General features: G+C 71.0%; 14 protein-coding genes. 3 read left to right on the forward strand and 11 right to left on the reverse strand.

Annotated features, from left to right (window positions below; translation table 11 throughout):
• Nucleotides 1-961 (forward strand): tetratricopeptide repeat protein (locus ACFWEE_RS19055; RefSeq protein ID WP_386890485.1); only part of this gene is annotated, 961 nt, incomplete at its 5' end.
• Nucleotides 962-1,396: 435 nt separating this feature from the next.
• Here ACFWEE_RS19055 and ACFWEE_RS19060 read toward each other — a convergent pair.
• The 5 genes from ACFWEE_RS19060 to ACFWEE_RS19080 form a co-directional block, all read right to left on the reverse strand.
• Entirely contained in the window at nt 1,397-2,413 is a 1,017-nt protein-coding gene (locus ACFWEE_RS19060; RefSeq protein WP_386890487.1) for a zinc-dependent alcohol dehydrogenase family protein, read from the reverse strand.
• A gap of 28 nt (nt 2,414-2,441) precedes the next feature.
• Complete coding sequence (locus tag ACFWEE_RS19065) at nt 2,442-2,840, reverse strand: cupin domain-containing protein (protein ID WP_386890489.1); 399 nt, start codon at nt 2,838-2,840, stop codon at nt 2,442-2,444.
• A gap of 25 nt (nt 2,841-2,865) precedes the next feature.
• On the reverse strand, nt 2,866-3,186 hold the full coding sequence (locus tag ACFWEE_RS19070) for a carboxymuconolactone decarboxylase family protein (RefSeq protein ID WP_386890491.1): 321 nt from the start codon (nt 3,184-3,186) through the stop codon (nt 2,866-2,868).
• A gap of 53 nt (nt 3,187-3,239) precedes the next feature.
• Nucleotides 3,240-4,001 carry a glucose 1-dehydrogenase gene (locus ACFWEE_RS19075; protein WP_386890492.1) on the reverse strand — a complete coding sequence of 254 codons (762 nt, stop codon included), beginning with the start codon at nt 3,999-4,001 and terminating at the stop codon, nt 3,240-3,242.
• Nucleotides 4,002-4,062: 61 nt separating this feature from the next.
• The gene (locus ACFWEE_RS19080) at nt 4,063-5,466 is read right to left on the reverse strand and encodes an MFS transporter (RefSeq protein ID WP_386890493.1); all 1,404 of its coding nucleotides are present in this window, start codon (nt 5,464-5,466) and stop codon (nt 4,063-4,065) included.
• A gap of 146 nt (nt 5,467-5,612) precedes the next feature.
• On the opposite strand from ACFWEE_RS19080, the gene ACFWEE_RS19085 reads away from it, so the two are divergent.
• A complete protein-coding gene (locus tag ACFWEE_RS19085) occupies nt 5,613-6,509 on the forward strand; it encodes a helix-turn-helix transcriptional regulator (protein ID WP_386890495.1) in 897 nt (298 codons plus the stop codon).
• A gap of 130 nt (nt 6,510-6,639) precedes the next feature.
• On the opposite strand, the gene ACFWEE_RS19090 is transcribed toward ACFWEE_RS19085, so the two are convergent.
• The 4 genes from ACFWEE_RS19090 to ACFWEE_RS19105 form a co-directional block, all read right to left on the reverse strand.
• Entirely contained in the window at nt 6,640-7,032 is a 393-nt protein-coding gene (locus ACFWEE_RS19090; RefSeq protein WP_386890496.1) for a hypothetical protein, read from the reverse strand.
• The gene (locus tag ACFWEE_RS19095) at nt 7,013-7,759 is read right to left on the reverse strand and encodes a hypothetical protein (protein ID WP_386890498.1); all 747 of its coding nucleotides are present in this window, start codon (nt 7,757-7,759) and stop codon (nt 7,013-7,015) included. Before ACFWEE_RS19095 ends, ACFWEE_RS19090 begins: the two co-directional genes overlap by 20 nt.
• Entirely contained in the window at nt 7,747-9,507 is a 1,761-nt protein-coding gene (locus tag ACFWEE_RS19100) for a site-specific integrase (RefSeq protein ID WP_386890500.1), read from the reverse strand. Before ACFWEE_RS19100 ends, ACFWEE_RS19095 begins: the two co-directional genes overlap by 13 nt.
• A gap of 133 nt (nt 9,508-9,640) precedes the next feature.
• Complete coding sequence (locus ACFWEE_RS19105; protein WP_386890502.1) at nt 9,641-10,282, reverse strand: hypothetical protein; 642 nt, start codon at nt 10,280-10,282, stop codon at nt 9,641-9,643.
• A 260-nt stretch (nt 10,283-10,542) separates the two neighbouring features.
• On the opposite strand from ACFWEE_RS19105, the gene ACFWEE_RS19110 reads away from it, so the two are divergent.
• Nucleotides 10,543-11,313: a helicase associated domain-containing protein gene (locus ACFWEE_RS19110; RefSeq protein ID WP_386890504.1), complete on the forward strand. Its 771-nt coding sequence runs from the start codon at nt 10,543-10,545 to the stop codon at nt 11,311-11,313.
• A gap of 538 nt (nt 11,314-11,851) precedes the next feature.
• Here the strand turns inward: ACFWEE_RS19110 and ACFWEE_RS19115 are convergent.
• Both ACFWEE_RS19115 and ACFWEE_RS19120 read right to left on the reverse strand, forming a co-directional pair.
• Nucleotides 11,852-12,973 carry a hypothetical protein gene (locus tag ACFWEE_RS19115; protein WP_386890505.1) on the reverse strand — a complete coding sequence of 374 codons (1,122 nt, stop codon included), beginning with the start codon at nt 12,971-12,973 and terminating at the stop codon, nt 11,852-11,854.
• Nucleotides 12,970-13,521 carry a hypothetical protein gene (locus ACFWEE_RS19120; RefSeq protein WP_386890507.1) on the reverse strand — a complete coding sequence of 184 codons (552 nt, stop codon included), beginning with the start codon at nt 13,519-13,521 and terminating at the stop codon, nt 12,970-12,972. The genes ACFWEE_RS19115 and ACFWEE_RS19120 overlap by 4 nt, the downstream gene beginning before the upstream one ends.
• Between the last annotated feature and the right edge of the window lie 12 nt (nt 13,522-13,533).

The following is a 13,533-nucleotide window of genomic DNA, read 5'->3' on the forward strand; positions in this document are numbered from 1 at the left end:
CCGCGACAACCTCGCCAACTCCTACGCGGCCATGGGGCGCACCACCGAAGCCACCACCCTGCGCAAGAGCGTCCTCGCCGACCGAGAACGACTCCTCGGACCCGAACACCCCGCCACCCTCACCGCCCGCGACAACCTCGCCAACTCCTACGCGGCCATGGGGCGCACCACCGAAGCCACCACCCTGCGCAAGAGCGTCCTCGCCGACCGAGAACGACTCCTGGGACCCGAACACCCCGACACCCTCGATTCCCGCAACAACCTCGCCAACTCCTACGCGGCCATGGGGCGCACCACCGAAGCCACCACCCTGTTCAAAGGTGTCCTGGCCGACCGGGAACGACTCCTCGGCCCCAGCCACCCCGCCACCATCAGCGCCCGCAGCAACCTCGCCGCCTCCTACGCGGAAGCGGGGCGCGTCACCAAAGCCACCACCCTCCAGGAAGGTGTCCTGGCCGACCAGGAACGACTCCTGGGACCCGAACACCCCGAGACCCTCACCGCCCGCAGCAACCTCGCCGCCTTCTACGCGGCCATGAGGCGCACTACCGAAGCCACCACCCTGTTCAAAGGTGTCCTGGCCGACCGGGAACGACTCCTGGGACCTGAACACCCCGACACCATCAGCGCCCGCAGCAACCTCGCCGTCTCCTACGCGGAAGCGGGGCGCGCCACCGAAGCCACCACTCTCCAGGAAGGTGTCCTGGCCGACCGGGAACGACTCCTCGGACCCGAACACCCCGACACCCTCACCGCCCGCAACAACCTCGCGAACTCCTACATGGTCGCCGGGCGCCCCGAGAGAGCCATCACCCTGCTCACGGACGTCCTCCCTGACTGCGAACGGCTCCTCGGCCCCGACCACCCCGCCACCCTCACCGCCCGCAATAGCCTCGCCATGGCGTCCAAGCTTGGTGGTGATGGCACCGCACCGCAGGTAGAGGCATCACCGAGGAAATGAGCTGAAACCTGCGCGGTCCTTGGTCTCGTCCGTACCGGGGGATGCTGGCCGGGCTCCTGTCCGCGAAGCCCGGCGAGTCAGGTCGCTGTGTCGGGGGCCGGGCGTGGGTCGGTCGATGCTGGAAACGTGGTGACCTTTCAGGAGGCGGGACAGGCTGCCTTCGCTTATCCCGACCGCTGGGACGATCGTGGGACTTGGTGGAAGGGATCACGGTGTGACGTGGAGACTGCCGGAGCCCATGCTGAGTACGCCCGTTTTTGAGCCGGTACTGCGGCCGGGTGGGCAGGGGAGCCGAAGTTATGGCCAGGGTTCCTCGCTGTCCGTTGTCCATCGCGGACCTCATCTTTAGGGAACTGTCTAAGGACCAGCACGGCTCGCTCCCCTGCGGTCATCCAGCTGGTCGGCTGGCAGACCGCAGGGGAGGTTCGGCGTCGGTCAGGGGCGCAGGAGGGCCTTGATGGCGCGGCGCTCGTCCATGGCCTTGTAGCCTTCGGCAGCCTGATCGAGAGGGAGTGTCAGGTCGAAGACGCGGCCGGGGTTGATGCGGCCGGTCATGACGCGGTCGATGAGGTCGGGGAGGAAGCGGCGTACAGGGGCGGGGCCGCCCTGGACGGCGACGTGGGAGTAGAACAGGGCAGTGCCGTCGATCTGGACGCCGTGGGGGACACCGGCGATGCCGACGCCTCCTCCGGGGCGGGTGGAGTTGAGGGCTTGCTGGGTGGACTGCTCGGTGCCCACGCATTCCAGGACGCGGTCGGCGCCGATGCCGTGGGTGAGGTCCTTGATGTGGGCCACGCCGTTGTCGCCGCGTTCGGTGACGACGTCGGTGGCGCCGAACTCGGTAGCGAGCTTCTGGCGGGACTCGTGCCGGGACATGGCGATGATGCGTTCGGCGCCGAGTTCGCGGGCGGCGAGGACGGCGGAGAGGCCGACGGCGCCGTCACCGACGACGGCGACGGTGTCGCCGGGCTGGACGCCGGCGGCGATGGCAGCCCACCAGCCGGTGCCCATGACGTCGGAGCAGGCGAGCAGGTCCGTGGCCTGGTCTTCGGTGGGCAGGTCGGCGGTGGCGACCAGGGTTCCGTCGGCGAGCGGGACACGGATGTACTCGGCTTGGCAGCCGCCGACGAACTCACGGTGGAGACAGTTGCTGGGGTAGCCGTTTCGGCAGTTGAGGCAGGTGCCGTCGCTGGCGAAGAAGGAGCCTACGACGAACTGTCCCGGCCGCACGGTGGTGACCTGGTCGCCGACTTCTTCGACGATGCCGACGTACTCGTGGCCGATGGGGGCGGGATCCTTGGCGGGGTTGATGCCGCGGTAGTCCCACAGGTCCGAGCCGCACACGCAGGTGGCGAAGGTCTTGATGACGGCGTCGGTGGGCTTGATGATCTGCGGGGCGTCGAGGCTTTCGACGCGGACGTCGTGGGGGCCGTAGAGGACTGCTGCACGCATGACGGGGTGCTCCTGGGAGTCGTTCGGGTCAGAGTTCGCGGGTGCGGGGACCGGCGTATTCGGCGTCGGTGACATGGTCGAGCCAGTCGACGTCGTCGCCTTCCCACAGGGCGATGTGGGTCATGAAGTGGTCGGGTGCGGCGCCGTGCCAGTGCTCCTCGCCAGGCGGGGTCCAGATCACCTGGCCCGGGTGGGCTTCAAGGACCTTGCCGCCGCGGGACTGGATCAGGGCGATGCCCTGGACGATGTAGAGGGTCTGGCCGATGCCGTGGGAGTGCCACGCGGTGCGGGCGCCGGGCGCGAAGTGCACCGCGTTGGCCCGCGTGCGGGAAGGCTCCTCGCCGCGGTAGATGACATCCGCCCAGGCGTCGCCGGTGAACATCTTCTCGGGCAGCTTGCGGGTCGCGGGACGCGTCTGCAATTCCATCAGGTGGCTCCTTGAACGAGGGGGGTCAGTTGGTGAAGAGGTCCTTGGCGACCGCCATGGCAGACATGGCGTGCGGCCAGCCGGTGTAGAAGGCGAGGTGGGTGATCGCTTCGATCAGCTCGGTCTCGCTGAGGCCGTTGTCCTTCGCGCGCCCCAGGTGGTGGCGCAGTTGTTCGGTGCTGCCGGCGGTAACCAGGCTGGCCACGGTGATCAGGGACCGGTCCCGGGGGCTGAGGCCGGGGCGTTCCCAGACTTCACCGAACAGGACGGTGTCGGTGAAGTGGACGAGTTGGGGGGCGAAGTCGCCGAACATCCGGGCGGCGCCGGAAGGCTCGTTGTCGGCCATGAGAAGGCTCCTTTCGCCGCGTCCCAGGGGCGGGACGCGAGGCTGGGCAGGGGTTACTGAACGGTGTAGCCGCCATCGACGGCCAGGGCGTGACCGATGACGAAGCTGGACTTGTCGCCGGACAGCCACAGCACGGCCTCGGCGATCTCCTCGGGCCGTCCCAGGCGGCCGATGGGCTGCTGGGCCAGCAGCGCGTCCATCGCAACCGGGTCGGTGGCTGTCATGCGCTGCACCATGGGGGTGGCGATGATGCCGGGGCACACGGCGTTGATGCGGATGCCGCGGGCGGCGTACTCCAGGGCCGCGCTCTTGGTCATGCCGAGCACTCCGTGCTTGGAGGCGTGGTAGGCGGCCAGACCGGCGATGCCGATCAGCCCGCCGATGGAAGCGCAGTTGACGATCGTGCCGCTGCCCTGCTCGCGCATCTGGCGCAGTTCGTACTTCATGCAGTTCCACACGCCGCGCAGGTTGATGGCCTGTACCCGGTCGAACTCGGCGCCGTCGGCGTCGGCGGTCTCCACGTTGGGGGTCTGCACCCCGGCGTTGTTGTAGGCGGCGTCCAGGCGGCCGAAGGCGGCGACGGTCTGCTTCACCAGGTCGGCGACCTCGTCCTCGGCGGCAACGTTGCAGACCACCGGCAGGGCCCGGTGACCCTGGGCGGTCAGGCTGTCGGCCGCTTGAGCGATGGCGTCCTCGTTGGTGTCGGCCAGGACGACAGCTGCGCCTGCGGCGGCGAATGCCTCCGCTGTGGCCAGGCCCATTCCGGCTCCAGCGCCGGTTACCAGCGCCACCTTTCCCGAGAAAAAGCCACTCATTGTTCTACCTCTTCCGGTATTGGAACTTGCAGTTATTTCAGAGTGGTTTGGTGCTGAGCTCTTACGCGTCGCGGCGACGGGCACCGCCCATGCGAGGCACGACCAGCGCAGAAGCCAGGGCCACGATGGCGGCCAGTAGGAGGCTGAGGCGCAGGCCGTGCTCGAACCCGGCCGAGCCGGACAGCAGGGCGCCGAAGACCGCGACGGCCAGGGCCCCGCCGACTTGACGGCTGGTGTTGAACACGCCGCTGGCCGTGCCGGTGCGGTGACTGGGGACGTGCTCCAGCAGGAGTGCGGTGGTCGGGGGCATGACCAGCGGGCCCGCCAGACCGACCGGGATAAGCAGCAGCGCGGTCAGCCACACCGGCGCCGACGCCGGGACCACGGCCAGTGCGATGGAGCCTGCCGCGATCAGGACCAGGCCCGCGATGACCGGCACACGCGGCCCGGTGCGCTCGGCGATCCGCGCGGAAAACGGGGTCAGACAGGCGCTGAGCAGCATCATCGGCACGAACGCGATGCCGGCTCCCAGCGCGGACAGGCCGTGCTCCTGCTGGAAGTACAGGCTGAACAGGAACGGCAGCCCGTAGAAGCCGACCATGAACGCGAACCCGATCACGGTGGCGATCACCATCACACGTGAGCGGAACAGCTCCAGCGGCACCATCGGGTGCGCCACCTTGGCCTGCGCGAACACGAAGGCGGCGAACGCCACGACTGCCAGGCCCAGGGCTGAGAGAACCTGCGGCGCCGCGAAACCGGCCTCCCCTGCTTCGATCGCACCGAACGTCAGCCCGCCCATCGCGATGACCGCGGTGAACTGGCCGATCCAGTCGAACGGCGCCGACCGTGTGGGAGAGTGCGCGGTACGGGTGAGCAGCAGGAGCGTGACGAGGCCGACCGGCAGGTTGATCCAGAAGATCATCCGCCACGAGGCGAGGCTGAGCAGGCCACCGAGGACCGGCCCTGCGGCGGCGGCCACGGCACCGCCCATCGCCCACACCCCGACCGCGCGGGCCCGGCGGCCCGGGTCGGGGAAGGCATGGCGCACCAGGGCCATCGACGTCGGCATGGTGACCGCCGCTCCGATGCCCTGCACCAGCCGGGCAATGATCAGCACCGGCAGCGTGGGCGCGAGCCCGCAGGCGGCCGAGGCCAGCACGAAGAGCAGCAACCCGCCGCAGAAGGCCCGCCGCGCACCGATGCGGTCGGACAAGGAGCCGGCCGACAGCAGCAGAGCGGCGAACATCAGGGTGTAGGAGTCGACCACCCACTGCAGACCCGTGATGCCACCGCCCAGCCCGTCGCGGATCGAGGGCAGCGCGACATTGACGATGGTCGCGTCCAGGGTGATCACGAAGAAGCCGAGGACCGCCGCAGTCAGGGTCGCCCTGGCGTGCTGTTCCGTGCCGGACGTGGTCGCGTCCGCGTCCGGCGGGCGCCGCAGGGAAGCGATGAGGGACATGGGGTGGGTTCCTTCTGCCAGGGAGGGCCGACCTCGTGGTCCGGCCACTCATCCAAAGAACCACGCAACCCCTCTGACCTGGGAGTCCTTGCCGGGAGGGGTACTGGCAGGGACCCCCGCCGCCCCCACCGGCCTACGCTGGAGCAGTGCCAGACCACACTGTCCGCGAGGACATCCGCACCTTCCTCACCAGCCGCCGCGCCCGCATCACCCCGCAGGAAGCGGGTCTCCCCGACTTCGGCGGCCGGCGGCAGGTCTCCGGATTGCGACGCTCAGAAGTCGCCCAGCTCGCCGCGATCAGCATCGAGTACTACACCCGCATCGAACGCGGCAACGTTGGCGGCGTCTCCGAGGACATCCTTGACGCACTCGCCCGCGCCCTGCGCCTGGACGACGTCGAGCGCGCCCACCTCACCGCACTCGTACGCGCCGCCAACAACCCTCACCGGCCGCCCGAACGCGACGGCGGCACCAGCCGCGTACGCCCCAGCCTCCAGCAGATCCTTGACGCCATGACCGGAGCCGCCGCCTTCCTGCGCAACGCCCACCTGGACGTCCTGGCCACCAACGCCCCCGCCCGCGCCCTGTACCGCGAAGCCCTCGACACCGACGACCAGCCGCCGAACCTGGCCCGCTTCGTCTTCCGCGACCCCCGCTCCCGGCGCTTCTACCGCGACTGGGACGGCATCGCCCACGACGCGGTCGGCAGCCTGCGCACCGAGACCGCCCGCACGCCCGGCGACACCGAGCTCATCGACCTCGTCGACGAACTCATGTCCTGCAGCGACGAGTTCGCGACGCGCTGGGAAGACCACACCGTCGAGTACTACCGCAGCGGACAACAGCACTTCCACCACCCCGACGTCGGCAACCTCGACCTCGACTACGACGCCCTCGAAGTCCCGGCAGACCCCGGCCTCACCCTCGTCACCTACACCCTGCGCGCAGCCCATCCCCACCTTGCCCCGTTTGGGACGCTGCTGGGCCGACCGTCGCCGTCCAGCACGACGGCGGCTACCGGCAGTGAAAACCTGCCCCGCTGAAGCGGAGCCGTACCGGTGCATGCGGTGGCGGGGCCGCCGGGCTTCGGCGAGCAGCATGATCAGAGGGCATGTGCAACACCCCCTGCCTATATGCCGTGCCCGCGCGCGGGTGGCGCCGAGCAGGCCAGCCTTACCCCGGCCCCGGGCCCGTCCGCACACGGGAGGGCAGCGGATGGATGGTGGCGCCTTGGCGCAGGGCGGCGTTTTGGAGAGTGAGTTGCCGGATGGCCTCCTCGTACAGGACGAGGGTGCGGCGCAGGTCGGTGTTCTCCTGGCGGAGCCGCTGGAGGTTGGTCTCCGTTCGGTCCCGGCTTTTCTCGTCTGGCGGCGCGGGCGCAGGGCCGCGGGCGCGGAAGTGGGTGTCGATCAGGTCGTGGTAGTGGCGGTGGAAGGTGGCGTGCGGGATGCCGAGGTGCCGCTCGACGGCGGTGACCGTGGGCCTTCGCCCGGTAGCGGCAGCCTGGCTGAGGACGGTGTCAATGGCGGCCTTGACGGTGTCGGCGTCAGGCAGGGTGCGTTTCACTGTGTGGGCTCTGGGGCGTGTCGGGCGAGGAATCCCGCGGTGTCGCGGCGCTGCTCTTCGAGGCGGTGACGGACGTAGGGGGCGAGACGGTCGCCGTCGGCGAGGGGGCATCCAGTGAGGCGAGGTGGTCGGTCAGGGCCGAGCGGTTGGTGGGGGTGAGGGCGGCGTTGCGGCAGGCCAGGGGCCGACAATCGGCCATGACCGGAGTCTCGGCAGGTCCGGAGGGTGTGCGGCACAGGGCTCGGTCGGGGTTGTAGACGCAGGTGAGGAAGGTGCCTGGGTACAGGTGCGGGTCGTGGCGGGCGAGGATGCGGCGCAGTCGGGCCTCGTCGGTGACGACCTGGCCGTCGAAGACGGTGTGCCGGGCGAATTCGGCGAGCCGTGCTTCGGCTTCCGCGCCCGCCGGGCCGGTCAGCGCTGGCCGGTCGCGGTCGGTGCTCATGGCTGCGAGGTGCTGGCCGCGGGCGAGGGCTTCTTCGGCCTCGACCTCGTCGCGGAAGCCGGAGTCGCTGGTGCCGGCATAGCCCTCGAACATCTGGATGCACTGATGGCGGTACTGCAGGGCCCCGGCGATGGTGCCGCCCGGCCGGCGGGCGATGAACCAGGCCAGAGTGCGGCGAAACTGCCGGGTCGTCAGGTGCGGCATCCGCCCCCTGGCCTGGGGAATGCTGTCCGGGCGGTGGTGTGCGGCGCAGTAGTCGTTGATCCAGGTGATCAGTGCAGCCATGTCCCGGTTGGTGGTGTTGCTGTCCGGCACGTGGTGCGGGTCCTGACGCTGTCGGTGGCTGGGTGAGCTGGGCGGTTTGGCGAACAGGTAGGACTGGCCCTGCGGTTGGAGGCGTTCCAGGACCGTGACGGCGCGGGCCACGGGTGCGGTGACCACCCAGGTGGCTTCTGCTCCGTGGGCGCCTTCGCGCCCTTGAAGGCCAGGCTGCGCAGTCGGTGTCGGTAGATCTGGCCGTGCGGGTCACGCTGCACGCTTACGCATCCGCGCTGGAGGTGCTTGATCTCCGAGTCGCGCATTCCGGAGAGGTAGGCGATCACGATCCAGCAGGACACCTGCACCAGCCGCTCCAGCCGGGCCGCCTCGTAGTACGAGATCCGCTGCAGCCACGGGCCGCCGTCCAGTTGGCCCCGGACCGCGTGGGCGAGCGGGCAGTCGCTGTCCACGCCCAGCTCGCGGGCCGCCTCGGCAATCATCCGCCGGGCCATGGTGCCCTTTCCGAGCCGGTGCTCGGGAAAGCCGATCAGCCGGGCCAGGTAGCTACTGCTCGGCACGGCCCCGGGATGGAGACGTGCCGTGGCCAGGTTCGGCGGCGCTGAGGGCAACGGCTGCCTGCGGCGCCGGAAGTCGTCCAGCAGGGCGTGGATGGCCGCGAGCGGATCAGGCCAGGCTGGCGCCCGGGTGTCGATGGCGTCGCGCTCAGCGCGAGCCGCCAGCACGTCGTCGGCGAAGTCGTCGACCCAGCGCAGTGCCCATGTCAGCAGCGGCCCCAGGACCGGCTCGGGGATGCGGTCGGTGAGGTTCTCCCCAGGACGGTAGGAGTGGGATCGCACCCACGCCTGCCAGACGGGGCGCCGCAGCGGGTCCTGTTCGAGATGTTCGGGAAGCCGGCTGCGATAGGCCCACAGCAGCCGCACAGCACGGCGGTGGCGTTTGGTGGCACTGGCCGACAGTCGTAGGGCGACGACCTCGCGGTGGTAGTCGTCCAGATCCTCACCGGTGAGCTGTTCCAGGGCTCGGCCGCGCGTGTCGGCCCACAGCAGGAAGCGGCGCACGCAGCCGTAGTAGGTGCGGATGCTGCTGATCGAGATCGGCAGCTCGCCGGGCGGAGTGTCCTGCATCAACAGGGCGTAGAACAGGCGCTTGGCGGTCTCCGCCACCGGCAAGGGCGGGCGCGTGAAGTCGAGCGTGAAGCGTCTGTGGTCGGCGCGCAGCCACGCTGGATTCAGTGACCAGACGCCGTCGGCGAAGCGGGAGGTGTCCTCCACGGCGCAGTCGGCGCGCAGAGGTCGTGCGGCCAGAACCGGGGAGTCGCCCGGGACCGGCGCGGGCTGGGTGGCGGGTTCGACGGCGCTGGTCATGGCAGCTCCTTCGGGCCGTCGAGCAGATCGAGCGGCAGCGCAGGCTGGCTCTGGGCCGCGGCGGCGCTCCTGCCGGCCCGTGCCGTGCAGGAGCCAGGCCGCGGTGGCGAAGTTCTCGAGGGAGCCGCGCAGCAGGGTCCAGGGGCTGGCGGGATCGACCTCGCGACCCAGCACGATCCGGCGCAGCGCGTCGGTGTGCGCGATGCCGGCGGCGAAGGAGTTCCGGATCAGTGCGGAAGCGCCGTACACGCCCAGGAGTGCGTCGTCGACGGCCAGGCTGCTCGCAGCCTGCGGGGCCGGCAGGGGAAGGTAACCCTCCGGTCCCCGCCAACGCTCGACATCGTCGAACAGTGGTTTGAGGTAGTCGAACTTCCCACAGGGCGGCGTCATGGGCGCAGCTCAGGGACCCGGACGGACACAGAGCGCAGGCTTTTCGCAGCCTCCGGCCGCCGCTGGGTCATGGGCTGTCGCGAGTTCCTCCTTCCGACGCAGGGAGCGGCGCGGACAGGGCGGCCGAAGGAGGCTACACCTGCGCTTCGGCATGGGCGGCCAGAGCCTCCAGGGCAGCGGTAGTGCCGATCATCAGCTGGACGAACTGCTCGTCCGGCTTCAGTTCGGCAAGACCGGCAGCAGCCAGGAAGCCGGGCCATCTCTTGGTCCGGGCGTGGGCCGCGCCGTTGGAGCGCAGGTTCTGGAGCAGGCGCAGCGGGTCGACGAGGGTGTCGGCATCGTTGCTGGTGTGCTTCACCCATCCCTCGAGGTTGTTGATGGTGGCTGCCTTGGCGTCGGCTCCGGGGAGTCGGCGCAGTGCCTTGACGTCCAGGTACTCGATGACGCCCTTGGCCAGGGTGAGGATCTGCATGTCGGCTTCGCTCTGCTCGCTGCTGGTGGGCATGTGCAGGCCGACGAATGCGATCTGGTCGGCGGGGTCCCAGGTTCTGTAGACCGGCTGTCCGGCGATGGCGGACAGGGCGGCGTTGAACCGTTCGCGGGCCTGCGCCAGTCGGTGGAGCGGGTCGGTGGTCCCGTCGATCCACTGTCCCAGCATGTCGCGGAGGTGGCGCTCTTGGTCGATGCCGCCGCGGGGGGCGACGTTGAAGCTGAGCCAGTGGGTGCGTTCGGCACTGAGCAGGTCGCGTCCCAGGTCGCCGAGGTACGCCTCCACCAGGCCTTCCTCGTTGCGGCCGATCGAGATGCTCCACAGGCCCAGGCACCACAGGCGGCCGTCGCGGACCTGGTAGCGGGAGGGCTCGGAGGTGTAGCGGCGCAGAACCTCGCGTCGGAAGTAGACGCGGGTGAGGTAGTCGGGTGCACCGGGATCCCTGGACCGGCCGCGGAGGCGTTCCGGGTCGCAGGTGAAGGTGACGGCCTGGCCGGTGTTCGGATCGGTGTCGGGGGCGGTGGCTGTCGGACCAGCGCCGCGCGATGCGGGGCGGGACGATGCTGCCGGAGCGGGCGGAGGACCTGGAGGCGGTCGGCGTCGTGTGGGACCCGGCCGACGCCGCGTGGGAGGAGAACCTCGGCGCGGCCCGCGCGTACTACGCGGCGTACGGGACGCTCGCCGCGCCGGTGACCGCGATGGTCATGGACCGGCCGGTGGGGCAGTGGTTGGCCAACGCGCGGAAGAAGAACGGGCTCGGGAAGGATCAGGCGCGGGCGCGGCGGCGGGCGGCGGCGCTGGCCGCGATCGATCCGGACTGGAACCCGGACTGGCCCGTCGACTGGCAGCGCCACTACGCGGCCCTGGCGGGCCTGGTGGCCCCGGAGAGCGTGCTCGGGGACGTGGAGCCCGGGGCGATGGTGAACGGGCTGGACGTGGGCCGGTGGCTCGCCGCCCAGCAGAACGGATGGGAGCAGCTGTCCGCGGGGCAGCGCGAGCGCCTGGCCCGGCTCGGTGTCCGGCCGCCGGAGAAGCCTGCCGCCGAGGCCGTTGCCGTTCCGGCGCAGGCGCGGTCGCGGCGGGCGGGCGGTGCGCGGGGCGGGGCGTTCGAGCGGGGAGTCGCCGCGCTCACCCAGTACACGGCCCGGGAGGGGACCGTGGTGGTGGCGAGGTCCTGGTCGGAGGATTTGCCGGACGGGACATCGGTCCGGCTCGGGGTATGGCTGTCGAACATGAAGAGCCGACGGGCGACGCTCACCGGTGAACAGCTTCAGCAGCTGGCCAGCCTCGGGCTGGAATGGGCGCAGGCCGCATGAGGCGGACGGGCACCGGCCTGCCCCCCGGGCCCGACGGCCACCCGCACCCCGCCGCCCGGACGAGCACCGGGGGCACGGGGGCCGGTCTGCGTCCTGGTGCGCCTGGTCTAACGGCTGCGCGTCCAGTCGTAGGGGCGCGGGCCCGGGGCGCGAGCCCGGCACGCGGGGCGGGTTACCGGCTGCGGGACGGGCGGCGGGCGGGGGCGCTCTGGCGGCGGTGGGCGGGGACGGCGGGCTCCGCGGCCCCAGCCCCGGGGCCGGGTGCGGTGGTGGCGGTGGTGGAGCGGGCGCGGGCGGCGGCCGGGGAGACGCGGGGACGGTCCGGGACCGGGGTGCCGGGCGGAGCGGTCAGGGTGTGGAGGGTCGCGGCGACCAGGCGGCGAACGGTCGCGCTGCCGGTGCTTTCTCAGCCTCTGACGGCGATGAGGTCTACTTCGCCGCGTCGCTGTGGAACGGTCCCTTCGCGGATCACCGGGGCGGTCCGTGTTCGGAGCCCGCACCGGTCCGGCGGGCTTCGAGCATGGAGACGGAGACGGGGTTACAGCAGGCGGGCGGCGGTCTTCTCCAGGAGGGCGGTCGCGGCGGTGGTGTCGTGTCCGAGGATGAGGGCCTGGTGCGGGAGGGCGTCGAGGGCCCGGATCAGTTCGGGGGTGGGTCCGGTGAGGGGCAGCAGTCCGAAGATGTCGGGGTAGCGGTCCTCGGTGGCCGCGTTGAAGAAGTCGGCGGGCTGGACGCCCCGGGTGGTCTCGGCTGGCACGGGAGTGGCGCCGGCCTGGATGCTCGGGAAGAGAATGCCCGCGGCGTGGCCTTCCGTGGCGAGGTCCATGCCGAGCCAGGTGGTGAGCTGGTCGGGGAAGAACTGGGGCTTGAGCTCCTTGCCGGACGCCCGCCACAGCGGGGTGCGGTCCCCGGCGACGAGGGCGTCGGTGACCCGTTGGTGCTGGGTGGGGTGCGTGGGCTCGCCGTCGAGGACGCGGCGGCGGACCGGTTCGTAGAGGCCGAGGGCGTCGAGGAGCCCGAAGCCGATCGCGGCGGCGGAGGGCCAGGGCAGGATGCGGACCTGGCCGTCCAGGACGCGGACGAAGATCCGGTCGTTGGCGAGCAGGCGCCATCCGGCGCGGGCGAGAAGGAACCCGGTGGTGGTCTTCCCGGCACCCTTGTCGCCGAGGGCGAGGACCGTTGCCCCGTCGGGGCGGGTGGCGGCGGAGGCGTGCAGGATCTGCCAGCCGTCGGCGAGGAGCCGGCCGCGTACGACTTCGCGGGCGAGGCGGGCGGCGGCGGTCGCGACGGTGATCTCGTCCCGTCCGGCGATCACCAGTCGGTTGGTGTGGGGGGTCCACTGGTAGGCGAGTCCGCTGTCGGGCTGGGCCGCCGCCACGACGCCGTCCTCGTCCGCCCTGTGAATGAGCCAGTCGCCTGCGAACTCCGTCTCCACCGGGTTTCCGGCCGCGGTGACGTGCGCGGTCATCTGGTCGACCTGGTCCGGGTCGACGTCGGCGGCCACAACCGGGCCGTTCACGTCCGCCGGGTCGACGGCGGTGGCGCTCCACCAGGAGCCGAAGTAGCGCAGGGACCAGTCGGTGACCGCCGCCTTCCGGCTGACGACGGTGACGGCCTGCCCTCCGGTGGGGCTGATGCGGGTGGCGCGGAAGTCGGTCATGCGGTCTCTCCTGATTTTTCGACGAGGCGGTATGCCTGGCGGATCTTGGTGTCGGCGGCGTCGAGGCTGCTCGCCTCGGCCGGGCTGAGGGGCGGGAGGGCCACGGTGGGGTGGCCGTCCTGGAAGCGCAACGGGATTCCGAGCCACCCGCCCTGCCAGCGTGCGGACAGTTCGATCACCCCGTCCGTCACGCCGAGGGCGTGTTCGAGGGCGGCGATCGTGGCGCCGGCCGGGCCGCACCGGGTCCGTCCGATACCGCCGTTGATGCGGCGGGGGCGGGCGGCCAGCTCGTCGCGGATCTCCTGCAGGGGGAACGCGGCGGGGCGGTCGTGGACGGTGGTGGACGAGGCGCAGATGACCGCGTGGTCGCCGTGTTCGCCGATGACGTGACCGTCGACGGCTTCGACGGGTACGGCGAGGAGCCGTGCCAGGGCGATCCGGTAGCGGGCGGAGTCGGTGTTCGATCCGATGCCGTAGACGCGCTCGCAGCCGGACACGTCGGCGAAGAGCCGGGCCAGGACGTCGACCGGGTTGGTGACCATCACCACGATCCCTGTGTA

The organism is Streptomyces sp. NPDC060184 (assembly GCF_042728795.1).
GTDB lineage: Bacteria > Actinomycetota > Actinomycetes > Streptomycetales > Streptomycetaceae > Streptomyces.

Coding starts and splice junctions, on each gene's coding strand:
- ACFWEE_RS19060 (WP_386890487.1), bottom strand. CDS start 2,413: ATGCGTGCAGCAGTCCTCTACGGCCCCCACGACGTCCGCGTCGAAAGC.
- ACFWEE_RS19065 (WP_386890489.1), bottom strand. CDS start 2,840: ATGGAATTGCAGACGCGTCCCGCGACCCGCAAGCTGCCCGAGAAGATG.
- ACFWEE_RS19070 (WP_386890491.1), bottom strand. CDS start 3,186: ATGGCCGACAACGAGCCTTCCGGCGCCGCCCGGATGTTCGGCGACTTC.
- ACFWEE_RS19075 (WP_386890492.1), bottom strand. CDS start 4,001: ATGAGTGGCTTTTTCTCGGGAAAGGTGGCGCTGGTAACCGGCGCTGGA.
- ACFWEE_RS19080 (WP_386890493.1), bottom strand. CDS start 5,466: ATGTCCCTCATCGCTTCCCTGCGGCGCCCGCCGGACGCGGACGCGACC.
- ACFWEE_RS19095 (WP_386890498.1), bottom strand. CDS start 7,759: ATGGCTGCACTGATCACCTGGATCAACGACTACTGCGCCGCACACCAC.
- ACFWEE_RS19100 (WP_386890500.1), bottom strand. CDS start 9,507: ATGACGCCGCCCTGTGGGAAGTTCGACTACCTCAAACCACTGTTCGAC.
- ACFWEE_RS19110 (WP_386890504.1), top strand. CDS start 10,543: ATGCGGGGCGGGACGATGCTGCCGGAGCGGGCGGAGGACCTGGAGGCG.
- ACFWEE_RS19115 (WP_386890505.1), bottom strand. CDS start 12,973: ATGACCGACTTCCGCGCCACCCGCATCAGCCCCACCGGAGGGCAGGCC.